Source organism: Castellaniella daejeonensis, from assembly GCF_039523555.1.
In the GTDB taxonomy this organism is placed as follows: Bacteria; Pseudomonadota; Gammaproteobacteria; order Burkholderiales; family Burkholderiaceae_B; genus Castellaniella; species Castellaniella daejeonensis.
In genome coordinates this window covers 286501-308686 of record NZ_BAAAFN010000006.1, presented here as the reverse complement: position 1 = coordinate 308686, position 22186 = coordinate 286501, and the positions used below count along the sequence as shown (strand labels likewise).

Annotated in this window: 18 protein-coding genes; 13 read left to right on the top strand and 5 right to left on the bottom strand. The window is 68.5% G+C overall.

Annotated features, from left to right (window positions below):
- Window positions 1-32 precede the first annotated feature (32 nt).
- From gdhA to trxA, 3 genes are all read right to left on the bottom strand, one after another.
- Window positions 33-1373, bottom strand: a complete 1341-nt coding sequence (gene gdhA / locus ABD022_RS03340) for an NADP-specific glutamate dehydrogenase (RefSeq protein WP_325126262.1) — start codon at window positions 1371-1373, stop codon at window positions 33-35.
- Between the two features lie 19 nt (window positions 1374-1392).
- Window positions 1393-2649, bottom strand: coding sequence for a transcription termination factor Rho (gene rho, locus ABD022_RS03335; RefSeq protein ID WP_325126260.1), 1257 nt, complete (start codon window positions 2647-2649; stop codon window positions 1393-1395).
- A gap of 98 nt (window positions 2650-2747) precedes the next feature.
- Complete coding sequence (trxA, locus tag ABD022_RS03330) at window positions 2748-3074, bottom strand: thioredoxin TrxA (RefSeq protein WP_325126258.1); 327 nt, start codon at window positions 3072-3074, stop codon at window positions 2748-2750.
- Window positions 3075-3222: 148 nt separating this feature from the next.
- Between trxA and ABD022_RS03325 the strand changes: the two genes are divergently transcribed.
- The 13 genes from ABD022_RS03325 (at window position 3223) to ABD022_RS03265 (ending at window position 20340) form a co-directional block, all read left to right on the top strand.
- Window positions 3223-5184: a DNA topoisomerase IV subunit B gene (locus ABD022_RS03325; protein WP_343820034.1), complete on the top strand. Its 1962-nt coding sequence runs from the start codon at window positions 3223-3225 to the stop codon at window positions 5182-5184.
- Window positions 5185-5194: 10 nt separating this feature from the next.
- Entirely contained in the window at window positions 5195-7498 is a 2304-nt protein-coding gene (gene parC / locus ABD022_RS03320; RefSeq protein WP_325126254.1) for a DNA topoisomerase IV subunit A, read from the top strand.
- Between the two features lie 37 nt (window positions 7499-7535).
- Window positions 7536-8582, top strand: a complete 1047-nt coding sequence (locus ABD022_RS03315; protein WP_325126252.1) for a CDP-6-deoxy-delta-3,4-glucoseen reductase — start codon at window positions 7536-7538, stop codon at window positions 8580-8582.
- Window positions 8583-8688: 106 nt separating this feature from the next.
- Entirely contained in the window at window positions 8689-9942 is a 1254-nt protein-coding gene (locus ABD022_RS03310; RefSeq protein ID WP_325126249.1) for a D-amino acid dehydrogenase, read from the top strand.
- Window positions 9943-9948: 6 nt separating this feature from the next.
- Entirely contained in the window at window positions 9949-11262 is a 1314-nt protein-coding gene (locus ABD022_RS03305; protein ID WP_325126247.1) for an extracellular solute-binding protein, read from the top strand.
- A gap of 240 nt (window positions 11263-11502) precedes the next feature.
- Complete coding sequence (locus ABD022_RS03300; RefSeq protein ID WP_325126245.1) at window positions 11503-12438, top strand: TrbG/VirB9 family P-type conjugative transfer protein; 936 nt, start codon at window positions 11503-11505, stop codon at window positions 12436-12438.
- The gene (locus ABD022_RS03295; protein WP_325126243.1) at window positions 12435-14030 is read left to right on the top strand and encodes a hypothetical protein; all 1596 of its coding nucleotides are present in this window, start codon (window positions 12435-12437) and stop codon (window positions 14028-14030) included. Before ABD022_RS03300 ends, ABD022_RS03295 begins: the two co-directional genes overlap by 4 nt.
- A 1-nt stretch (window position 14031) precedes the next feature.
- Window positions 14032-15282, top strand: a complete 1251-nt coding sequence (locus ABD022_RS03290; protein ID WP_325126241.1) for a hypothetical protein — start codon at window positions 14032-14034, stop codon at window positions 15280-15282.
- Window positions 15266-15835 (top strand): hypothetical protein, encoded by a 570-nt coding sequence (locus ABD022_RS03285; RefSeq protein WP_325126239.1) that lies wholly within the window; start codon window positions 15266-15268, stop codon window positions 15833-15835. The genes ABD022_RS03290 and ABD022_RS03285 overlap by 17 nt, the downstream gene beginning before the upstream one ends.
- A complete protein-coding gene (locus tag ABD022_RS03280; protein ID WP_325126237.1) occupies window positions 15832-17535 on the top strand; it encodes an ATPase, T2SS/T4P/T4SS family in 1704 nt (567 codons plus the stop codon). Before ABD022_RS03285 ends, ABD022_RS03280 begins: the two co-directional genes overlap by 4 nt.
- Window positions 17532-18647, top strand: a complete 1116-nt coding sequence (locus tag ABD022_RS03275; RefSeq protein WP_343820031.1) for a pilus assembly protein — start codon at window positions 17532-17534, stop codon at window positions 18645-18647. The genes ABD022_RS03280 and ABD022_RS03275 overlap by 4 nt, the downstream gene beginning before the upstream one ends.
- 45 nt (window positions 18648-18692) lie before the next feature.
- Window positions 18693-19268 (top strand): type 4 pilus major pilin, encoded by a 576-nt coding sequence (locus ABD022_RS03270; protein ID WP_325126233.1) that lies wholly within the window; start codon window positions 18693-18695, stop codon window positions 19266-19268.
- 61 nt (window positions 19269-19329) lie between these two features.
- Complete coding sequence (locus tag ABD022_RS03265) at window positions 19330-20340, top strand: hypothetical protein (protein ID WP_325126231.1); 1011 nt, start codon at window positions 19330-19332, stop codon at window positions 20338-20340.
- Window positions 20341-20428: 88 nt separating this feature from the next.
- Here ABD022_RS03265 and ABD022_RS03260 read toward each other — a convergent pair whose 3' ends face one another.
- Both ABD022_RS03260 and uraH read right to left on the bottom strand, forming a co-directional pair.
- Window positions 20429-21670: a urate hydroxylase PuuD gene (locus ABD022_RS03260; protein WP_343820029.1), complete on the bottom strand. Its 1242-nt coding sequence runs from the start codon at window positions 21668-21670 to the stop codon at window positions 20429-20431.
- Between the two features lie 55 nt (window positions 21671-21725).
- Window positions 21726-22079 carry a hydroxyisourate hydrolase gene (gene uraH, locus ABD022_RS03255; protein WP_325124127.1) on the bottom strand — a complete coding sequence of 118 codons (354 nt, stop codon included), beginning with the start codon at window positions 22077-22079 and terminating at the stop codon, window positions 21726-21728.
- Window positions 22080-22186 lie beyond the last annotated feature (107 nt).

Sequence of the window (22186 nt, the reverse complement as noted above, 5' to 3'; positions counted from 1 at the left end):
TCATGGGTGGGGGAAGACCATCCGGAGCGCCATCAGCACACCCCTTGGGCCAGCATGGCGTCGGCCACCTTCACGAAGCCGGCGATGTTGGCGCCGTTCAGGTAGTTGACGGCCTTGTCCGTGCTGCCATAGCGGACGCAGTTTTCGTGGATGTCGCGCATGATGGCGTGCAGCTTGGCGTCGACTTCCTCGCGGGTCCAGTGCAGGCGCTGGGCGTTCTGGCTCATTTCGAGACCGGATACGGCCACGCCGCCCGCATTGCTGGCCTTGCCGGGCGCATACAGCACGCCGGCCGAGATGAAGGCTTCGGCCGCCTCGATGGTGGAGGGCATGTTGGCGCCTTCGGCCACGCAGCGCACGCCATTGGCGATCAGGGTGCGGGCGTCCTCGATTTCCAGTTCGTTCTGCGTCGCGCAGGGCAGGGCGACGTCGACGGGCACGTGCCAGGGGCGCTTGCCGGCCTCGTAGGTCAGGCCGAACTGCTTGGCGTATTCTTCGACGCGGCCGCGCTTTTCGTTCTTCAGCTCGATCAGGGCAGCCAGTTTTTCCGTCGTGAAGCCCGCCGGGTCGACCACGCAGCCGTGGGAGTCGGATACCGTGACGACCTTGGCACCCAGCTGCAGGCATTTTTCGATGGTGTATTGCGCCACGTTGCCCGAGCCGGACACCGAGACCGTGTAGCCTTCGAGCGACTGGCCCGCGTGCCGGAGCATTTCTTCCGCGAAATAGACGGTGCCGTAGCCGGTGGCTTCGGGGCGGATCAGGCTGCCGCCGAAGGTGAGGCCCTTGCCGGTGAAGACGCAGGCGCTCTGGTTGGACAGCTTCTTCATCATGCCGGCCATGAAGCCGACCTCGCGGGCACCCACGCCGATGTCGCCGGCCGGCACGTCCGTGTCCGGGCCCAGGTGGCGGTGCAGTTCGATCATCAGGGCCTGGCAGAAGCGCATGACTTCGGCGTCGGACTTGCCCTTGGGGTCGAAGTCGGAGCCGCCCTTGCCGCCGCCCATGGGCAGGGTGGTGAGCGCGTTCTTGAAGGTCTGTTCGAAGGCCAGGAACTTGAGGATGGACAGATTCACCGAGGGGTGGAACCGCATGCCGCCCTTGTAGGGGCCGATGGCCGAGTTGTGCTGGATGCGAAAGCCCCGGTTGACCCGGATGCGGCCAGTGTCGTCCATCCAGCTGATGCGGAACTGCAGGGCCCGTTCCGGCTCGACGAGCCGTTCGAGCAGGGCCTGGCTGGCGTAGCGCGGGTTTTGCTGGATGAAGGGCCACAGGCTGTGCATGACTTCTTTCACGGCCTGCATGAACTCTGGTTGATGCGGATCCCGGGCCTGAATCCGGGTTAGGAACTGATCGACGGAAGGAAGTGTCATCAAAAGTGCTCGCTTGTGCTTATTTCTTCATCATGTCAAAAAATTCGGCGTTGTTTTTGGTGGCCCGGATTTTGTCCAGGATGAATTCCATTGCTTCGACGTCATCCATGTCGTGGATGAATTTTCGCAGTACCCAGATCTTTTGTAGAAGTTCGGGCTTGATCAGGAGCTCTTCGCGACGCGTGCCGGATTTGTTCAGGTTGATGGCCGGGTAGATGCGCTTCTCGGCCAGTCGCCGTTCCAGGTGCACCTCGGAGTTGCCGGTGCCCTTGAATTCTTCGTAGATCACTTCGTCCATGCGGCTGCCGGTCTCGATCAGGGCCGTGCCGATGATCGTCAGCGAACCGCCTTCTTCGAGGTTGCGCGCGGCGCCGAAGAAGCGCTTGGGGCGCTGCAGGGCGTTGGCATCCACGCCACCGGTCAGCACCTTGCCGGAAGCGGGCACCACGGTGTTGTAGGCGCGCGCCAGGCGGGTGATCGAGTCCAGCAGGATGACCACGTCCTTCTTCAGTTCGACCAGGCGCTTGGCCTTTTCGATGACCATTTCAGCGACCTGGACGTGGCGCGTGGCCGGCTCGTCGAAAGTGGAGGCCACGACTTCGCCGCGCACCGTGCGCTGCATTTCGGTGACTTCCTCGGGGCGCTCGTCGACCAGCAGCACGATCATCACCGCATCGGGGTAGTTGTCGGTGATGGCGTGGGCGATGTGCTGCATCATGATGGTCTTGCCCGACTTCGGGCTGGCGACGATCAGCGCGCGCTGGCCCTTGCCGATGGGCGCGAAGATGTCCATGATGCGCCCGGTGATGTTTTCCTTGCTCTTGATGTCGCGTTCCAGCACCAGGGGCTCGTCGGGATGCAGCGGGGTCAGGTTCTCGAACATGATCCGGTGCTTGATGGCTTCCGGAACCGTGCCGTTGACCTTGTCGACCTTGACCAGCGCGAAGTAGCGTTCGCCGTCCTTGGGGGTGCGGACCTCGCCCTCGATGGAGTCGCCCGTATGCAGGTTGAAGCGCCGGATCTGGGAAGGCGAGATGTAGATGTCGTCGGTGCTGGCCAGGTAGGACGTTTCCGGCGAACGCAGGAAACCGAAGCCGTCGGGCAGGACTTCCAGGACCCCGTCGCCGAAGATCTGTTCGCCCTGCTTGGCCCGCCGCTTCATGATGGCAAACATCAGTTCCTGTTTGCGCAGCCGATTGGCGTTTTCGATCTCGAGACCGGCGGCCATTTCGAGCAGCTGCGAAACGTGCAGCGCTTTGAGTTCGTTCAGGTGCATGGGAAAGAGGGGAAAGGGAAGAAAGTGGAGGTCGTCGGATGGTCGGCGAACCCGGGACCGGGTTCGCGCGCGGAGTCAAAGCGGATGGGCTGGGAGGATCAGAGGGCTTCGTCGAGGAAGGCCTGAAGCTGGGTGCGGGACAGGGCGCCGACCTTGGTGGCGGCGACCTTGCCGTCCTTGAACAGCATCAGGGTGGGAATGCCGCGGATGCCATACTTGGCTGCGCTGTCGGGGTTTTCGTCGACGTTCAGCTTGGCGATGGTGAGGCGGCCCTGGTACTGGGCGGCGGCTTCGTCGAGCAGGGGGGCGACCATTTTGCAGGGGCCACACCATTCGGCCCAGTAGTCGACCAGGACGGGCAGATCGGATTGGAGCACGTCGCCGGCAAAGGACGCGTCGCTGACGTGCTTGATGGAGTCACTCATGTCGTGTGCGCGGAAGCAAGGATAGGAGAAGACGGTGGGCCGGAAAGAAACCGCCCGGAGGCAGGGCGCATCGGTCCAATGGCGATAAGCATACCATTAATTCTCCGTAAAATAGGCGTCTTTTGAATCCTCAGACGGACAGAAAACATTGAGCACCGCACGCTACGATGAGTCGTCGATCCGCGTCCTCAAGGGGCTGGAGCCTGTGCGCCAGCGGCCCGGGATGTACACGCGCACCGACAATCCGCTGCACATCATCCAGGAAGTCATCGACAATGCCGCCGACGAAGCGCTGGCCGGTTACGCCCGCAGCATCGAGGTCGCGCAGCACGCCGACGGCAGCCTGACGGTCGAAGACGACGGGCGCGGCATTCCGGTGGGCGAACACCCCGAGGAACACGCGCCCGTGGTCGAGCTGGTCTTCACGCGCCTGCACGCCGGGGGCAAGTTCAGCAAGGCAGACGGCGGCGCCTACGCCTTTTCCGGCGGCCTGCACGGCGTGGGGGTGTCGGTCACCAACGCCTTGTCCACGCGGCTCGAGGTCACCGTCTGGCGCGACGGCGGCGAATGGCGCATCGTCTTTGCCGATGGCAACGTGGTCGAGCCCCTGACGCGCGTGGGCAGCGTCGGGCGGCGGCGTTCCGGGACCCGGGTGCGGGCCTGGCCGGATGCGCGCTACTTCGATCATGCCCAGGTGCCGCTGGGCGAACTGGAGCACGCGCTGCGCAGCAAGGCGGTGCTGCTGCCGGGCACGCGAGTGGCGCTGACGCTGGAAAAGACCGGCCAGCGGCGCGAATGGCACTATGAATCCGGCCTGCGCGGCTACCTGAACGAGGCCCTGGATGGCGCACAGCCCCTGGCGCCGCCGTTCGAGGGCGGCCAGTATGCGGACCCGGACGACGAGCAGTACGCGCCGGGCGAAGGAGCCCAGTGGGTCGTCGTCTGGACCGAGGAAGGCCCCGTGGTGCGGGAATCCTACGTCAACCTGATCGCCACGCCGGCCGGGGGCACCCACGAGTCGGGACTGCGGGAAGGCCTGTTCAACGCCGTCAAGTCCTTTGCCGAACTGCACAACCTGCTGCCCAAGGGCATCCGGCTGCTGCCCGAGGACGTGTTTGCCCGCGCCAGTTTCATTCTGTCGGCCAAGATCCTGGATCCGCAGTTCCAGGGCCAGATCAAGGAGCGCCTGAACAGCCGCGATGCGGTGCGCCTGGTGGGCGGTTTCCTGCGCAACGCACTGGAACTGTGGCTGCACGCCAATGTCGAATACGGGCGCAAGATCGCCGAACTGGCCATCGGCCAGGCGCAGGCCCGCTCGCGTGCCGCGCGCAAGGTCGAAAAGCGCAAGGGCTCGGGGGTGGCCGTGCTGCCGGGCAAGCTGACCGACTGCGAATCGACGGACGTCAGCCGCACCGAAGTCTTCCTGGTGGAAGGCGATTCCGCCGGCGGCTCGGCCAAGATGGGTCGCGACAAGGAATTCCAGGCCATCCTGCCGCTGCGCGGCAAAATCCTGAACGCCTGGGAAGTCGAGCGCGACCGATTGTTCGCCAACCAGGAAATCCACGACATCTCCGTGGCGATCGGCGTCGATCCGCATGGCCCCGGCCAGGAAGCCGATCTTTCGGGGCTGCGCTACGGCCGCATCTGCATCCTGTCGGACGCCGACGTGGATGGCGCACACATCCAGGTGCTGTTGCTGACCCTGTTCCTGCGCCATTTCCCGCGCCTGATCGAGGCGGGACACGTGTACATCGCCCGCCCGCCGCTGTTCCGCGTGGACGTGCCGGCCGCAGGCAAGCGCCCGGCGCGCAAGCTTTACTGCCTGGACCAGGCGGAACTCGACTCGGTGCTGGACAAGCTGCGCGGCGAGGGCCTGCGCGAAGGCGGCTGGCGCATCAGCCGCTTCAAGGGCCTGGGCGAAATGAACGCCGAGCAGCTCTGGGACACGACACTGAATCCGGATACCCGCCGTCTGGTGCAGGTGCGCCATGGCGACGAGGGCCTGACAGCCTCGGCGCGCATGTTCGAGATGCTGATGGCCCGCGGCGAGGCTGCCCAGCGGCGCAGCTGGCTGGAAGAAAAGGGCAACCTGGCCGACGTGGATGTTTGAAGGGACTGGAATGGATCTGAATCTGACTGAATCGACGGGCGACGACGACGGCCTGGTGCTGGCGCGCTATGCCGAGCAGGCGTACCTGGACTATGCCGTGTCGGTGGTGCGCGGCCGAGCGCTGCCGGAAGTGTCCGACGGCCAGAAACCGGTGCAGCGCCGCATCCTGTACGCCATGGACGCCATGGGGCTGGGGCCGCAGGCCCGGCCCGTGAAGTCCGCCCGCGTGGTGGGCGATGTGCTGGGCAAATACCACCCGCACGGCGACCAGGCGGCCTATGACGCCATGGTGCGCATGGCGCAGGATTTCGTGCTGCGCTATCCCCTGATCGACGGGCAGGGCAATTTCGGCTCGCGCGACGGCGACAACGCCGCCGCCATGCGCTACACCGAGGCGCGCCTGACGCCGTTTTCCCGGCTGCTGCTCGACGAACTGGACGAGGGCACGGTCGATTTCGTGCCCAACTACGACGGCAGCCAGCAGGAGCCCGTGTGCCTGCCTGCGCGCCTGCCCGTCATGCTGCTGAACGGCGCCTCGGGCATCGCGGTGGGGATGGCCACCGAAATTCCTTCGCACAACCTGCGCGAGATCGCGAGCGCCTGCGTGGCCCTGCTGCGCAAGCCGAACCTGCCCGACGAGGACCTGTACACCCTGGTGCCGGGGCCGGATTTCCCCGGCGGCGGTCAGATCATCACGCCTGCCGAGGACATCGCGCAGGTCTACGCCAGCGGCCGGGGCACCCTGAAGGCCCGCGCGCGCTGGCATTTCGAGGACATGGCCCGCGGCCAGTGGCAACTGGTGGTCACCGAGCTGCCGCCCGGCGCCTCGGCCCAGAAGATCCTGGAAACCATCGAGGACCTGACCAATCCCAAGCCGCGTGCCGGCAAGAAGTCCCTGTCGGCCGAGCAGCAGCAGACCAAGGCGCTGGTGCTGGGCATGCTGGACTCGGTGCGTGACGAGTCCGGCAAGCAGGATGCCGTGCGGCTGGTCTTCGAGCCCAAGACCAGCCGCATCGACCGCGACGAATTCGTCAACATGCTGCTCGTGCGCACCGGCCTGGAAGGCAATGTGCCGATCAACCTGGTGTGCATCGATACCGACGGGCGCCCCGGCCAGCGCAGCCTGCGCCAGGTCCTGGAATCCTGGCTGGCCTTCCGCGCGCAGACGGTCACGCGGCGCACACGCCATCGCCTGGACAAGGTGCTGGACCGGATCCATATCCTGGAAGGCCGCAGCATCGTCTACCTGAACGTGGACGAGGTCATCCGCACCATCCGCGAGGCGGACGAGCCCCGGGCGGCGCTGATGGAGCGCTTCGGCCTCACCGAGCGCCAGGCCGACGACATCCTTGAAATGCGCCTGCGCCAGCTGGCTCGCCTCGAGGGCATCCGCATCGAGCAGGAACTGGCGCAGAAGCGCGAGGAACGGCAGGCGCTGCAGGAACTGCTGGATGATCCCGCCGCCTTCAAGCGCCTGATGATCCGCGAGATCGAGGCCGACGCCAAGCAGTACGGCGACGATCGCCGCACGCTGATCGAGCCGGCCGAGCGCGCCGTCCTGGAGGCCCAGGTGGTGGACGAGCCCGTCACGGTGGTGGTCTCCCAGAAGGGATGGCTGCGCGCCCGCCAGGGCCATGGCCACGACCCGGCACAGTTCGGTTTCAAGACCGGCGACGCCCTGTACGACGCCATCGAATGCCGCAGCACGCACGAACTCATGGCCCTGTCGAGCACCGGCCGTTCCTACAGCATCGCGGTGGCCAGCCTGCCCTCGGCCCGCGGCGACGGGCAGCCGGTGACCTCGATGATCGACCTGGAGCCGGGCAGCCGCATCGTCCATATGCTGGCTGGCGAGCCGGACCGCCGGGTGCTGCTGGGCGTGGCGTCCGGCTATGGGTTCCTGGCGCGGGTCGGCGACCTGTCCACGCGCCAGCATGCCGGCAAGCAATACATGACGCTGGACAAGGGCGATACGCTGCTCAAGCCGCTGCTGTTGCGGCCGGACGACACGGCCGTTGCCCTGCTCAGCCGCAAGGGCAAGTTCCTGGTGGTGGCGCTCGACGAGCTCAAGACCCTGTCCAGCGGCGGACGCGGCACCATCCTGATGGGGCTGGACGAGGACGACCGCATTGCCCAGTGGGCCGGCGTGGGTGCCTCGGGCGTGGTGCTGCGGGGCGTCTACCGGGCGCGCGATACGGAATTGATCCTGACGCCCGAGGAACTGGCCCAGTATGCCGGCCGCCGGGCCCGCAAGGGACGCCTGCTGGACGTCAAGATCAAGCAGCCCAGCCTCTGGCCGGGATCGGGGGACTAGAATAGGGCTCCTGCAACATGCCGATGGAATCCACAACATGAGTTTCAAGGTCACGGTGCTGCCGGCCAACCGGGAATTCACGGTCGAGCCGGGGCAGACGGTCCTGGATGCAGCCCTGGCGGCCGGCATCGTCCTGCCCTACAGCTGCCGCAACGGCACCTGCTCCACCTGCGAGGGCCGGGTGGTCTCGGGCGAATACGACGCGGGACCCGCGCCGGCCCGCATCCTGGACGCAGCCGACCTGGCGCGGGGGCACACCCTGCTGTGCCAGGCGCATCCTGCCTCCGACCTGGTGATCGAGGCCCGCGAAATCCGCATGGCCGACGATATCGTGGTGCGCAAGATGCCCGTGCGCGTGCTGTCCCTGGAGCCCCTGGCACCCGATGTGATGGAAATCACCCTGCAGCTGCCCTCGGCCGAGGCCTTCCGCTTCCAGCCCGGGCAGTACCTGGAATTCATCCTCAAGGACGGCAGCCGGCGCAGCTACTCCATGGCCTGCGCCCGGGCCGAAGACCATCGGGTGCGCCTGCATGTGCGCCACATGCCCGGCGGGCTGTTCACCAGCCGGGTCTTCGGCGAAGGCGCCGAGCCGCTCAAGCCGCGCGAAATCCTGCGCATCGAAGGACCGCTGGGGTCGTTCTTCCTGGATCCCGACGACGTCCGGCCGATCGTCTTCCTGGCCAGCGGTACGGGATTCGCTCCCATCCAGGCCATGATCGAAGGCATGCTGGCCCGGGGCGATACGCGCCCGGCCACGCTGTACTGGGGCGGGCGCCGCCCCGCCGACCTGTACCGGCAGGACATGGCACTCGGATGGCAGGATCAACTGCCTGGCTTCCGTTTCGTGCCGGTTTTATCCGAGGCCGTTGCCGGCGATGGCTGGACGGGGCGCACCGGCCTGGTCCACCAGGCCGTCATGGAAGATCTGCCCGACCTGTCCGGCCATCAGGTCTACGCTTGCGGCGCCCCGGTCATGGTCGAGGCCGCGCGCCGCGACTTCGTGAAATCTTGCGGGCTGCAGCCCGACGCCTTCCACGCAGACGCCTTCACGTCCGTCGCGGACCGGATCGGAGCCGAGGCATGAAACCGGCCCTCCATGCTTTGTCGGGCTGCTCCCTGCCTCGCAGTCCGCGTGCCGCCCGGGGGCTGCGGCCCGACGGGGGCGTTTTCCGTATCGGGACGGCCCAGCGATGAAAGTTGCGGTCTTTGGCGCGGGCATCATCGGGGTGTCCAGCGCTTGGTGGCTGGCGCGCGCCGGCCATGAAGTCGAGGTCATCGAGCGCCGGGCGGGCGCGGCCCTGGAGACCAGCCGGGCCAATGGCGGCCAGATCTCCGTCTGCTATGCCGAGCCCTGGGCCAGCAAGCATACGCTGCGCAAGGTGCTGCGCTGGCTCGGGCGCGCCGATGCGCCGCTGCGCGTGTCGCCGCGCCTGGATCCTCGCCAATGGCTGTGGTGCGCGCGCTTCCTGGCAGAATGCCGCGAATCGCGTTTCGCGCCGAACCTGCGCGCCATGGTGACCCTGGCAAAGTACAGCCGCGCCACGCTGCGCGAGCTGCGGGCGGAACTGGACATCGAATACGATCACCTGGAACGCGGCATCCTGGCCTTCTATCGCGATCCGCGCGAATTCGAACATGCGCAGGCCAGCGCCGCGCAGATGCGCGAACTTGGCATCGACCGGCGCATCGTCGATGCGGCCGAGGTGCTGCGCATCGAGCCGGCCCTGGCGGCGTCCCGGGATCCGATCATCGGCGGCGATTTCACGGCCGACGACGAGTCCGGCGACGTGCACCTGTTCACACGGGCCCTGGCCGAAAAGGCGCGGGAAGCGGGCGTGACCTTCCGCTACGGAACCCGGGTGAACCGGCTGGTGCCCGTGGACGGGCGCATTTCCGTGGCCGAGCTGATCGAGCCCGACGGTTATTTCCGGCCCCTGCAGGCCGATGCCTACGTGCTGGCCCTGGGCAGTTTCACCCCCGGGATCGCCGTGCCGCTGGGCCTGGCCTGCCCGGTCTGGCCGGCCAAGGGTTATTCGGCCACCTTCCGCCTGCGGGACCCGGATGCCGCGCCCATGGTCAGCCTGGTCGACCAGGAAGCCAAGATCGTGTTTTCACGCCTGGGCGACCGGCTGCGCATGGCGGGCACGGCCGAGATCGGCGGCTATTCCCGTGCCCTGGATACCGGCCGTTGCAATCACCTGGTCGAGCACGCCCGTGCGCTGTTCCCAAGTGCCCTCGATTTTGCTAATGTTCAGTTCTGGTCCGGCCTGCGGCCCACGACGCCTTCCAACGTCCCACTGATCGGCCGTACCCGCATACGCAATCTCTACCTGAACACGGGCCATGGCAGTCTTGGCTGGACCATGGGAGCGGGTTCCGGCAGGGTGCTGGCTGACCTGGTGTCCGGCCGGACGCCGGATATCGACTTTCCTTTTTTGGATTGACTCATCATGAATCTTTCTTTCGGCTCCGGCGTGTTGCGTCCGGGGATGCGCGCTGTCTGGACGCTTGCCGCCGCCGTTGCCGTCGTCCCCGCCTGGGCGGCGACCGAAGTGCCGGTCTGGCATACCCTTCACGGCCACAATGCCGAAATTTTCCAGGACCTGGTCAAGGCCTATAACCGCAGCCAGTCCGACGTCAAGGTCGTGGTGCGCGCGTTCGACACGCCGGAGGCGCTCGACCAGGCGCTGGGGGCCGCGGCCCAGTCCAAGAACCTGCCCGCCCTGGCGCAGATCGGCGACAGCCACACGCTGGAAGACATTGCCCAGCGCAGCTACGTGCAGCCGTTCCACGTGCTGCAGAAGTCCTCGGCGCTGAAGAACACGCGCTGGTTCGTGTCGCCGGACAATGCCTTCATCCACGACGCCAAGGGTCAGCTGATGGCCTTCCCGTACATGCTGGAAATCCCGGTCATGTATTACAACCAGGACGCCTTCAAGAAGGCCGGCCTGGCCCCCGCGGTGCCGCAGCGCACCTGGATCGAACTGCAGGGCCAGCTCGTCACCCTGGCCAACAATGGCTCGCGCAAGTGCCCGCTGACTTCCGACCTGCCGGTGTCGATCAATCTCGAAAACCTGGCGGCGGTCAACAACCAGCTCTATGCCAGCGCCGACAACGGCCTGAAGGCCAAGGGCCTGCCCAGTTTTTCCTTCGATTCCACGTACGTGCGCCATCTGTCCCTGATGATCAGCTGGGTACGCTCCGAGATCATGGTGCGCCCGGATGCCGGCATGCGTTCCATCAGCCGCTTCGCACAGGGCGAATGCGCCGTGCTGATGTCCAGCTCGGGCCATATCGGCGAATTCCTCAGCCAGCGCAAGCTGCATTACGCGGTGTCCGGCCTGCCGTACTATCCCGAAGTCACGCGCACGCCCGGCAACCCCTTCGTCAGCGGCGCGGGCCTGTGGGTCATGAAGACCGCCAAGCCGGTCACCGATGCCACGGCTGCCTTCCTGGGCTGGCTGTCGCAGCCCGAGCAGGCGGCACGCTGGTACCAGCAGACCGGCTACCTGCCGCTGACCCAGGCCGCGTTCGATGCCACGCCGGCCGGCTATTACGCCAACCTGGGCCAGTGGCGCGACTTGGTGGCCGTCTACAGCCGCAAGGCGACCCTGACGGCCCAGGGCTTCCGCATCCACAACTATCCGGCCATCCGTTCGCGTTTCCAGCAGATCCTGGATTCCGCCCTGAGCGGCCAACAGCCAGCCGTCACGGCGCTGAACGTGGCGGCGGCCGAAGCCAACAAGCTGGTGCGCCAGCGCTGACCGCTCCCCCCGTTGCCCGAAGGGTTGCGGGGATTCTGCGCGCATGAGATCTCCTGAAGAGAAGGCAGGGAGCTTGTCCTCACCGCTTGATTGAGACGGCCGCGGGACTGGGTTCCCTTCCTCCGGATCGCATGCGGACGCGGACCGATTGATCCGTTCGTATTTCCCAGTCTGGCGGCTCGCTCCCGGCCGCGTCACCATGACCCCCGTGATGCACGACAGTGTCGTCGAGGGGGAAAAATGGTCAGGTTGCTGGGAGCGGTGCTGTTGCTGGCGGGTATCGGGGGCTGTGCCGTCCCCGCGGACAACGCCTTGTGGCGCGGGCTGGCGGGGATGCGGGCGGAGCCCGCCGTCTACCGCTTCGACTGGCGGATCGCGGGCGATCCGGCCCTGGCGCCGCTGCAGGTCTTCGACGACGGGCGCGAGACCTGGCTGCAGTATCCCCAGGGCCAGGCGGCGCCCGCCCTGTTCGAGCGTACCGCCCGAGGCGACCGGCTGTTGCGGCCCCGCCGGGATCGAGACTACCTGGTCCTGAGCGGCGTGCCGGCGCACATCGTCCTGCGCGGCGGCCTGTCGCAGGCCCAGGCCTGGCGCGAATCCGCGGGCTCGCCCGGAAACGCCGCTGCATTTGCGCCTGCGTCCACGCCCTTTGCGGAAAACGGCGCGGGCGCGGTGATGCCTGCCGCGGCGGCGCCTGAACCAGGCCCCGAATCCTCGCGGTCCCCGGTCCGGATGGTGGTGGCGCCGGCAGGATCCCCGCCGGTGCCGCCGCCGCCATCCGTGCCGCCTGCGCCCATGGCGCCCCCGGCCATGCCCGCCGGTGATGCGGCCGTTCGGAACGGACCCGCACCCAACGGCCGGGATGCGGCGGGAAACCGTCCTCTTTCCTTCCAGGTCTCGCCGGCCGATGGCAACGTGCGGCGGGCGCTGGGGCGCTGGGCGCATGCCGCGGGCTGGACCTTCGAAGCCGAACACTGGGACGTGGATGCCGATATTCCCCTGGCCGGCTCGGCCGCCTTCGGGGATTCGTTCCGCGCTGCCGTGCGCGGCCTGCTGTCCGCCACCGAACTCGGGGACCGCCCTGTCCAGCCCTGTTTCTACGCCAACCGGGTCCTGCGCGTGGTGCCGCTGGCGCAGCGCTGCGACCGCACCCGGGTGCCGGGAGCCGACTCGTGAAGCCCCGCCGCCTGGGTCCCACCCTGCTGTGCCTGTGTCTGGGGTTGTCCGGCTGCGCGTTTTCCGAACGCCTGCGCCAGGCCGCGGGAGATTTCCAGCGGGCGGGTGAAACCGCATCCCGCGAGCACGGCCGGTTTTCCCGAGCCGCAACCGACGCCGGGGCGCGCCGGGACGCCCAGGACATCGACCGCCCCTGGATCGCAGGGCGAGCCCGGCCGCTGGACCGCGAACTGACGCTGCCGGCACCGCTGCGCGCCCGTGTCCAGACGACGCTGCTGTTCGCCGATGGCACCGGCGATCTGCGCCGCATCGCGCGGCGCATCGCAGCCGTCACCGGGATCCCCGTCCACGTGCGCCCGGATGCCCTGTTGCCGGCCGGGCTTTTCCTGCCGCGCCTGGCGGGCGGGGCGGGGCAGGGTGCGGCGGCAGACGACCCGGCCGGGCAATTCGACCTGGCGTCCGGCCCGGCCCCCCTGCCTCAGATCCTCGACCGCCTGTGCGCGCATCTGGGAGTGCGCTGGCGCTACGAGCGGGACCGCATCGAATTCTTCCGCACCGACACGCGGGTCTTCAATGTCCAGGCGCTGGCGCTGGATGCACGTGTCCAGGCGTCGCTGGGGCAGGGGCGGGATGCGTCCGAAGGCGGTTTCGTCAGCACTTCGGGCACGCATCTCAGCAGCGGCGACCAGGATGTGATGAAAACCGTCCGCGCCCGGATCGAGCCGTTCCTGTCCCGGGCCGGTGTGCTGGTGGCGGAATCCGGGGCCGGGGCATCGGTGGTCGTCACCGATACGCCCGACGTGCTGGATCGCATCGCCCGCTACCTGGACCAGGAAAACCGCGCCATGACGCGGCGCGTGCGCCTGGTCTTCGAAGAGCTGACCGTGGCGCTCAGCGAGCATGCCCATGCGGGCATCGACTGGAATCTCGTCTTTTCCGGCGCCCGCCTGGCAGCCGGCCTGGCGGTGCCTGCCCTGGCCGGCGGGGCGAGCGGGCGGCTGGGCGCCGAGGTCGTCCAGGGTTCCTTTTCCGGCAGCGAGGCCGTCATCCGGGCCCTGGGAGAGTCCGTCCAGCTGGTGCGGCGCAGCAGCGTCCCGATGCTCAGCCTGAACCGCCGGCCGGTGTCGCATGCGGTGCGCACGACGTTTTCCTATATCGACCGGATCGAGACCACGCCAGTCACCGGCGCCACCGGCCTGGCGGTTCCCGCCGTGTCCGTCAACCAGAAGGCCGAGACCGTCGGATCCCTGCTGACCCTGGTGCCCGATGCCCAGGAAGATGGCCGTATCCTGCTGTCGCTGGCTTATGACAATACCGTGGCCCAGCCTCTCAAGACCGTGACCTTCGGCGACAAGGACCACCCCTTGCAGTTGCAGCAGCTGACCATCGAGGGCAACGGGACCGTCCAGCAACTGGCGTTGCAGCCGGGGCAGCCGCTGGTGGTGTCGGGGTTCGACCGGCAGACCGCCGAGTCGACCGAGCGCCGCCTGAACCCGGGCGTGCCCGCGCTGTTCGGCGGCGGCAACCAGCTCAACGCCCAGCGGCTGACCACGGTATTGATCATCACCGCCCAAGTCGAGGAGGGCCTCTGACATGGCGCGGGCGGCACGGCTCGTCTGGGTGGGTGGCGTGCCCCTGGCCTTCGGGTTGGACTGGGTGCCGCTGCTGGGCGACCCGGAGGCGGCCCGAGGCAAAGCGCGCCGCCTGGGGGCTTCCCACCAGGCGGTCTCAGGCGATCCGCCCGCCGCGCTGGGGCTGGCCCGCGGCCTGCCTCCCGGGCTGGCCTGCTGGTCCGCGGCGGACTTGCTGGCACGCCGCCACCCGCGCGGCAGCGTGGCCTGCGTTCTGCCGCTGGATGCGGAGACCTGGCATGTGCTCGCTGCACACGAAGGCGTGGCCCTGGCTCGTGCCGACCGGGGCTATCCCGATCCCGGCCTGGCATGCGAAGCGGTGGACGCCCTGCGCCTGGCGCACCCGAAGCTGGAGCTGCTCGCGGCGGCGGGACTGGCGGAAGACCTGGCCGGCGAGGCAGCCGCACGCCGTCCCCTGGAACCGGTGCGGCGGCGGGGACTGCATCTTGCGCTGCTGGTCCTGATGACCGGCCTGGGGGTGGCCGGCTGGCTGTACCGAGCCGGCGGCGCGGATGCGGCTGCCGCACCCGACCCCGATGCCAGCGCTGGCTGGCATGCGGCGCTGGATCGTGTGCTGGCGCAGCGTCCGCTCCATGGTGAAGCGGGTACCCGGGCTCTGCTGGATTCCCTGTACCGGCAGCCGGCGCGGCTCGGGGGCTGGAGCTTGCATGCGTTGCGTTGCCAGCCGCGGCCCGAAGGCGCGCTCTGGCAATGCGTGGGCGAGTACCGCCGCCAGGGGCCGCCAGCGGACAACCGTTCCCTGCTGCAGGCCGCGCCTGCCGGCTGGCGGCTGGATTTCCCTTCCCTGGATATCGCCCGCGCCACCTGGACCCTGTCCTTGCCGGGGCAGCGCTCCGAACCGCGCAGCCTGCCGCGTGCGGCGCTCCTGGACCGCGACTGGGCCAGCGCGCTGCAGGCGGTGCTGCCGGCCTTTTCCGTGCTGCGGCTGGATGCGGCACGGCCGCTGACGGTGCCGGCGCCGCACGATGTCCGGGGCCGGCCGTTGCCGCCGCCCCAGGATTTCCCTGTCCTGGCCGTCCGCGCCTTGCGAGTCGAAGGGCCGCTGCGTTCGGGCGCGCTGCTGGCGCCGCTGGCTCGCGCCGTCTCCTGGCACAAGGCTGCGCTGACATTGGCGCCGGGTGTTCGTCCGGGCGTGCGTGCGAGCCGTCTGATCCTGCATCTCGAAGGAAGCGTTTATGAAAACCGATCGTGAAGCCGTGCGCCAGACGTGGGCGCCCCGCGCCGTGAGCCGGGGCCCGTTCATTCCATCCCTGCGCAGCCTGCCTGCAGCGTGGCTGTGGCTGGCGCTGGCGTGGTGCACCCCGGTTCCAGCCCATGCGCAGACGCAGGCCGGGGTCGTGCCTCCTGGGGTGCCGGCCACGGCCGGCCGCATGCCGGAGGATCCCCAGACCCGCTGGGAAAGCCAGTCGGTGCGCGAACTCATGCAACAGGATCTCAGGGACGCCCTGCACCCGCCTGTCGGCGGCGGACAGGGCGGCCGTCCGGTACCCGAGCAGGCCGTGCGCCCCGTGCTGGAACCCCGCCTGGTGGCGCTGTACGGGGTCGGGCGAGCCCTGATGGCCGAGGTCCAGGTTGGCCGCCGCGCCTACCTGTATGTGCGTGGGCAGGCCTGGCCAGCCGGCCATGCGGGTGATCCGGGGGTGTATCAGTTGCGCGGCATGAACGGCGCCTGCGTGCAGCTCGAACGCGGCCAGGACCGCCACTCCCTGTGCCTGCGCATGCTGCTGGGCGAGGCGCGGCCATGAGACCCTGGTCTCACGCTCTGTCGCTGGCCGAGCCCCCGCAGCCTTTCGATCCGGCCCGGGCCGGCGTCATCGATCACTCCGGCCAGCTGTCGGCGCTGCGCCCCGAGGTCAGGCGCGTGCTGGCGCGGGACCTGGGCGTCCAGTCGCTTGCCGACCGGATCTGTCCGGTCGAGCGGGCCGACGGCAGCGTCACGCTGCTGGCACGGGCCGAATATGTCGGCAGCGACCAGGCCGACGCGCTGGAGCGGCGTTTGCGCGAAGCCGGGCGCGTCCTGTCCGATCCGGCCCGTTACGTCCTGCCCGCGGCCCTGCTGCTGGCCCTGTCGCGCGAGGGCGGCGCGGCGGTGCTGGCGCAGGGGGGCGACCGCACGCCGACCGCCCTGGCCGGGGTGTTCCAGGATCTGGTCGAATGGGGCGTGCGCCAGGGCGCGACGGACCTGCACCTGAACATTCACCGCGATGCGGCGGAATCCGAGGTCCGCTATACCGTGGCCGGCCGCTATGTGGCCCCCGAACGCTTCCGCCGCATGCCGACCGGGCTGCTGCAGGACGTGCTTGCGGTGGCCTGGATGGACATCCTGGGCGGCAATGGGGCGGTGTTCGATCCGCTGCTGGAGCAGCAGGGCAGCCTGCTGCGCCGCGTGGATGGCCGCGCCTATACCTTGCGTTGGGCTTCGCTCGCGGCCGATCGGGGACCCAGCGTCTGCCTGCGCTTCCTTTCGCGCGATGCCGCAGTCAGCCCCGCGACCCTGGCGGGGCTGGGCTACCGGTCCGACCAGATCGCCTGCTTCGAGCGGGTCTTGAAATCCGAAGGCGGGGCCCTGGTGTTCGCGGGAACCGTGGGCTCGGGCAAGTCGACGACGCTGGCGACCCTGATCCGCGGCTTGCCGGCACACCGCAAGATCATCACGCTGGAAGAGCCGGTGGAATACCGGATCGACCGCGCCGTGCAGAACACCATCGGCAGGGATCTGGATCAGCAGGCTCATGGCCGCTATGCCGCCAAGCTGCGCACCCTGAAGCGTTCGGCCATGACCGATGTGCTGCTGGGGGAAATTCGCGACGCGGAAAGCGGGTTGGCCTTCATGGATCTGGCCGGATCCGGTGTGAATGTCTATACCACCGTGCATGCGCCTTCCGCACGGGCCATCGTCGACCGGCTGGCTTCCGATTTCATCGCGGTGCCGCGCGACTTCCTGGCCACGCCGGGCATTCTCAAGCTGCTCGTCTACCAGGCGCTGCTGCCCCAACTGTGCGCGCGCTGCGCGGTTCCGGCCGATCCCGCAGAACTCGTGCGCCAGCAACGGAGCGGCGATGCCGGGCATTGGCGGGAGTGGCTCGGGTGGATCGCCCTGGCCTGGGGAGGCGATCCATCGGCGTTGCGCCTGCGCAATCCCGGGGGCTGCGCGCATTGCCGCCAGGTGGCGCTGCCGGAGCTCTTCGGCTATGACGGGCGGACCGTGGCCGCCGAGTGCCTGGAGCCCGGCCTGCCCGGCACGGCAGGCGACAACGGCTATGTGCCGGATCCGCGTGCCAGCGCCATGGCGCACGCGATGGAAAAGGCCGCTGCGGGCCTGGTGGATCCGCGCGATGTCGAGACCCGGTTCATGGCGTTCGAAACCCTGCTGTTGCGACAGGGCCGGCTGCCGGCCGGTGTGCGCGCGCCTTCCTGTCCGGCTGAATCGGGAGGCCACGGATGACGCGGTTCGGAGCGATGCTGGCACGGCTGCGCCTGCGCCTGGATGCCTGGCGGTTCGCGGGGGCGCGCGCGGATTACTTCGATTATCTCCAGGCGGTGCTGCTGGGGGCGCAGGGCCGCCTGACCCTGCGGGAGCTTTTCGATCGCGATGCCGCGCGCCACGGCCAGGGCACGGTGCGCGGACGCCTGTCGGGAGCCTGGGCGCGGGCCTGCGAAGCAAGCGGCGGCGACCTGCACGCCACCTGGCTGGGCAGCTTCCCGGCGGACGAACTGGCACTGGTGCGTGCAGCCCAGGCGTACGGCAATGCCCGGCTGCTGGCCTGCTTCCGGGCCCTGTCCGACCATCTGGCGCTGCTGATCAGGGCCCGGCGCATGCTCTGGGCCACGCTGGGCTCGGCCGCCGCGGCCCTGCTGGCGGCCAGCCTGCTGCTCCTGGCCTTGCCGCAATGGACGGTGCCCGCCCTGCGGCAGGCCTTCCTGGGCCTGCCGGATGCCTATCTGGGTGATTGGTCGCGGGCGCTGTTCACAGGCGCGGATTGGCTGCGGGCGTGGGGTGCCTGGCTGCCGGCGGGAATCTGCGCATTGCTGGTGGCCGGCCTGCATTCCCTGCCACGCTGGCGCGGTCCTTTGCGCCGCCGGCTGGACCGCCACGGCCCCTGGCGCCTGTATCGCCAGGTGCAGGCGCTGCGCCTTCTGGCCCTGGTTTCCATCCTGCTGCAGCCCGGCGCGGGCGGTTCGGTTCAATTGCGGCCCGTGATCCTGTTGTTCCTGGAGGACGCCAGCCCCTGGCTGGGCGACCACCTGGAATGCGCCGCCGAACGGATCGACCAGGGACTGGCCGGTGCGGAGGCTTTCGATACCGGGCTGCTGGATCGCGACCTGTACTGGTACCTGGAAGATATGGCCGCGGCGTGCGGCCTGCAGGCCGGGCTGCAGGCCGTCCATCGGCGGATGGCGGGCCGGTGGCTGGACCGGGTCCGCGGCCAGGCCCTGGCGCTGCGCTGGACGGCGCTGCTGCTGGGGGCGGCGGCCGTGCTGGGGATCGGCCTGTGGCACTACGCCGCGCTCGACGAACTGCGGCGCGGCTGGATGATGTTTCATGCCGGTTCCTGACGGACCGGTTCTTTCGTGAGCCGGTCATCCGGCAAAGGAGTCTTCATGCAAAGCTTGGATCAATCGCGCGCGGCGCGGCGCCGGACGGGGCAGGCGGGGTTCTCCCTGGTCGAAGTCTCGATCGTCACGGCCATCGTGCTGCTGATCGCGGTCATCGGCATTCCCGCCATCGGCGGCTACGTGATGGAGAACAAAGTGCCCAAGGTCGGCCAGGAACTGGCCCGCTTCGTCATGCATGTGCGTGTCAATGCCGGCACCGCGGCGGATGCGCCGTACGAGAACGTCGGCACGGCCAATCTGGCGGCCATGGTGGCGGATTCCACCGTACTGACCTTGTCGAACGACGGGGCCGTGCTGCATGGATTGGGAAGCGGCGGTACCGTCGAGGTTGAATCGGCGGATGCCGGCGCGGCGTTCCTGCTGCGCCTGAAAAAGGTGAACCATGTGGCCTGCCCCTCGATCGCGTCCGTGCTGCAGCGCGTCGCCGGACGCATCACGGTCGAGGCCGGCAGCGGCGCCGCCCGCACGGTCAAGGACGAGGACACGACCTACAACGCGCTGTCGGTGGAGTCGGCATGCGCCAGGGGCGACGTCAACCAGTTCGTGTTCCATGTCAGCTGATCCCGTGTCCGGAGGACGGCCGGTGTTCCGCGCTCAGAAAGGCTCCCTGCTCCTTGAGAGCATGGTCGTTGCATTGCTGGCCCTGGTCGCCGCGGTCTGGGCCGGCCAGGAATGGGCGCATCGCGTCCGGGCGCTTCAGGCCCGTTCCCTGGCCGCGTGGATGGATGCCGCCCGTGATGCGGCCGAGGCTTTCCTGTCGCGCCACGCTGCCGATCTTGGCGAGGCTGAATCGGGCGATGCCCTGGCGGTACAGGGCTATGCCGACTGGACGGCTCCGCGCTGGGACGAATTGCGGTCGGCCGGCTTGCTGGCCGGGAGCTGGCAGACCGCGGGGCCGTTGCGCCGGACACTGGGGCTGCGAGTGATGCGCGAGGGCGCGTGTCCGGGGGCGTCCTGCCGGGTCTGGGCGCTGGTGCATGCGCGTCCTGCGCTGCAGGGCCGCACGGGCGGGGTGGACGAGGCCCTGGTGGCCGAATGGCTGCAGGCAGCCGAGGGACGCGGGCTGGTGGTGTGGCCGCACCGGCCCGGTTTCCTGAGCGGGGCCGGACTGCGCTTTCCTGTGCCCGAAGAGGGGGCCGCCGATTGGGCGCCGGGCACCGTGGCCCTGGCGGTCCGGCCTCTCTTGGGGCAGCAGGGTGGGGCAGGAGCCGGCGATGCCTACTTGCGGGTGCGCGATACGCGGAATCCCGATTTCCAGGGCGATGCCACGATCCAGGGCGTGGTGCGAAGCGGAACGCACCTGCAGGCGCGCGACAGCCTGCATCTGGAAAAAGGCTGGAACGTCGGTGATCCCTGCGCACCCGAGGGGACGCTGGGCCGCACTGGCGAGGGCTCCGGCGTGCTGGTCTGCAGGCAGGGGGTCTGGTCGCTGGTGGCGCGCCCAGCCGGAGGCGGCTACATGCTCAACAGCCGCCGCGGCTGCTCCAGCGCGCTGGGCATTTCTTCGGCCAATCCGGTGACCGGCAATTGCTCTTGCCCTGCAGGGTATGCCATGGCGCAAGTGGCCGAAAGCGGATCCGCCACCGCGCCGGAAGGGCTGACCGTGGGGTATCTTTGCCTGCCGCAGAGATGAGTCCTGCGGATGGCGGGTCCGTCCCGGCGCCTGGGGCGTGGCCAGGGCGCCCATGGCCGCGGGGCGCGTGATCGCCCCGCGGCGGGTCTTACTTGCCGTTCCAGGCGGCGATCACGGCGCGTTCCTCGTCCGTCATCTGCGTCAGGTTGGCCAGCGGCATGTACTTGCTGGCGACGACCTGCTTGATCTGGTCGGCGTGCTGCAGGGTCTGCGCGTTGGTATCCAGCATGATCCCGGCCGGCGCGGCGGCGAAGCCGGGCTGAGTGGGTTTGGCCGAGTGGCATTCGGTGCAGCGTGCGAGCATGATGCCGTGGACCTGTTCGATCGTGACGGCTGCCTGGGACGCCGCGGCCGTGCCGCCGGCCTGGCTGACCTGCGCGGCGGGTGCCTGGGCCGGCGCGGGCGACGGGGCGGCAATCCAGCCGATGATCGCCAGCATCACGATGCCGGCCAACGGGTAGCGCAGGTCGTTCTTGCCCGTGTGGCGCAGCACGAAATACTGGCGGATCGCCGCGCCGGCAAAGATGAACAGGCTCATGATGACCCAGGCGTATTCGTTCGTGTAGGTGAACGAATAATGATTGCTGAGCATCAGGAAGATCACCGGCAGGGTGAAGTAGGTGTTGTGCACCGAGCGCTGTTTGCCCAGGGCGCCGTCCAGGGGGTTCGGTTTTTCGCCGGCCTTCAGCGCCTTGACCATGCGGCGCTGCCCGGGGATGATCCAGAAGAACACGCTGGCCGACATGCAGGTCGCCATCAGCGCGCCGGTGATCAGGAACGCGGCGCGGCCCGGGAAGATCTGCGTGGTCAGCCAGGCGACGACCACCATCATCACACCCACGGCCACGCTCAGCAGGCCGTCGCGCTCGACGGTGGGGCTGATGATGCGGCACAGGCGCGAATAGACGTTGTAGCCGATCACCAGGAATGCCACGGCCAGGAGGCCCGCCTGGAAGCCGCTCATGTTGCGCGCCCATTCCCAGGGGCTGGCCGGGTTGACCAGGTAGATGTCGGCGCGCAGCAGGTACAGCAGCATGAACAGGCCGAAGCCCGACAGCCAGGTGGTGTAGGACTTCCAGAACGACCAGTGCAGGTCGTCGGGCAGTTCGGCGGGGTTGGTCAGGTATTTCTGGTTGTGGTAGAAGCCGCCGCCGTGCACGGCCCACATTTCGCCGTATACGCCCAGCTTCTTGGCCTGCTCGCCCTTGGGGGCGTGCAGGCTCAGGTCGAGCATGACGAAATAGATGGATTCGCCGATCCAGGCGATGGCGGCGATCACGTGCAGCCAGCGCAGCAGCAGGTTGCCATACTCAAGGAAAAAGCCTTCCATGAGAGTCTCCTCTTGGGTTCTTCGATGTTGGGGGTTGCCGGGATGAGCGCGAGGCTCAGCTGCCGCGATAGGTGGACCAGGTCCACGGCGTCACGACCAGGGGGACGTGATAGTTTTCGTCCGGGTTGGCCACGCCGAAGCGCAGCACGACCTGATCGACGAAACGGGGTTCGGGCAGGGGCACCCCCTTGCGGGCGAAGTAGTCGCCGGCATGGAAGACCAGTTCGTACACGCCCCGGGTCAGCGCGGGACCGCTGAGCAGGGGCGCGTCGCAGCGGCCGTCCTGGTTGGTGGCCGTCTGCGTCAGGAGAGTGCGGGATTCGCCGTCGAGGCGATAGAGTTCTAGGGCAACGCCCTGGGCTGGCACACCGTGCACGGTGTCCAGGACATGGGTGGAGAGTTTTCCCATGGGATTCACGCCGGTCAGTATCCTGCCAATAGGCCCCCGGTATGGCCGGACCCGGCGAGCGGTTCGCCGGTTCGCGAAGCGCCGGACTGGCCGGCGGACTTCGGGGC

Coding starts and splice junctions, on each gene's coding strand:
- uraH (WP_325124127.1), bottom strand. CDS start 22,079: ATGGGAAAACTCTCCACCCATGTCCTGGACACCGTGCACGGTGTGCCA.
- ABD022_RS03290 (WP_325126241.1), top strand. CDS start 14,032: ATGGCGCGGGCGGCACGGCTCGTCTGGGTGGGTGGCGTGCCCCTGGCC.
- ABD022_RS03305 (WP_325126247.1), top strand. CDS start 9,949: ATGAATCTTTCTTTCGGCTCCGGCGTGTTGCGTCCGGGGATGCGCGCT.
- rho (WP_325126260.1), bottom strand. CDS start 2,649: ATGCACCTGAACGAACTCAAAGCGCTGCACGTTTCGCAGCTGCTCGAA.
- ABD022_RS03275 (WP_343820031.1), top strand. CDS start 17,532: ATGACGCGGTTCGGAGCGATGCTGGCACGGCTGCGCCTGCGCCTGGAT.
- ABD022_RS03270 (WP_325126233.1), top strand. CDS start 18,693: ATGCAAAGCTTGGATCAATCGCGCGCGGCGCGGCGCCGGACGGGGCAG.
- ABD022_RS03280 (WP_325126237.1), top strand. CDS start 15,832: ATGAGACCCTGGTCTCACGCTCTGTCGCTGGCCGAGCCCCCGCAGCCT.
- ABD022_RS03285 (WP_325126239.1), top strand. CDS start 15,266: ATGAAAACCGATCGTGAAGCCGTGCGCCAGACGTGGGCGCCCCGCGCC.
- trxA (WP_325126258.1), bottom strand. CDS start 3,074: ATGAGTGACTCCATCAAGCACGTCAGCGACGCGTCCTTTGCCGGCGAC.
- gdhA (WP_325126262.1), bottom strand. CDS start 1,373: ATGACACTTCCTTCCGTCGATCAGTTCCTAACCCGGATTCAGGCCCGG.
- parC (WP_325126254.1), top strand. CDS start 5,195: ATGGATCTGAATCTGACTGAATCGACGGGCGACGACGACGGCCTGGTG.
- ABD022_RS03315 (WP_325126252.1), top strand. CDS start 7,536: ATGAGTTTCAAGGTCACGGTGCTGCCGGCCAACCGGGAATTCACGGTC.
- ABD022_RS03310 (WP_325126249.1), top strand. CDS start 8,689: ATGAAAGTTGCGGTCTTTGGCGCGGGCATCATCGGGGTGTCCAGCGCT.
- ABD022_RS03265 (WP_325126231.1), top strand. CDS start 19,330: ATGGTCGTTGCATTGCTGGCCCTGGTCGCCGCGGTCTGGGCCGGCCAG.
- ABD022_RS03300 (WP_325126245.1), top strand. CDS start 11,503: ATGGTCAGGTTGCTGGGAGCGGTGCTGTTGCTGGCGGGTATCGGGGGC.
- ABD022_RS03260 (WP_343820029.1), bottom strand. CDS start 21,670: ATGGAAGGCTTTTTCCTTGAGTATGGCAACCTGCTGCTGCGCTGGCTG.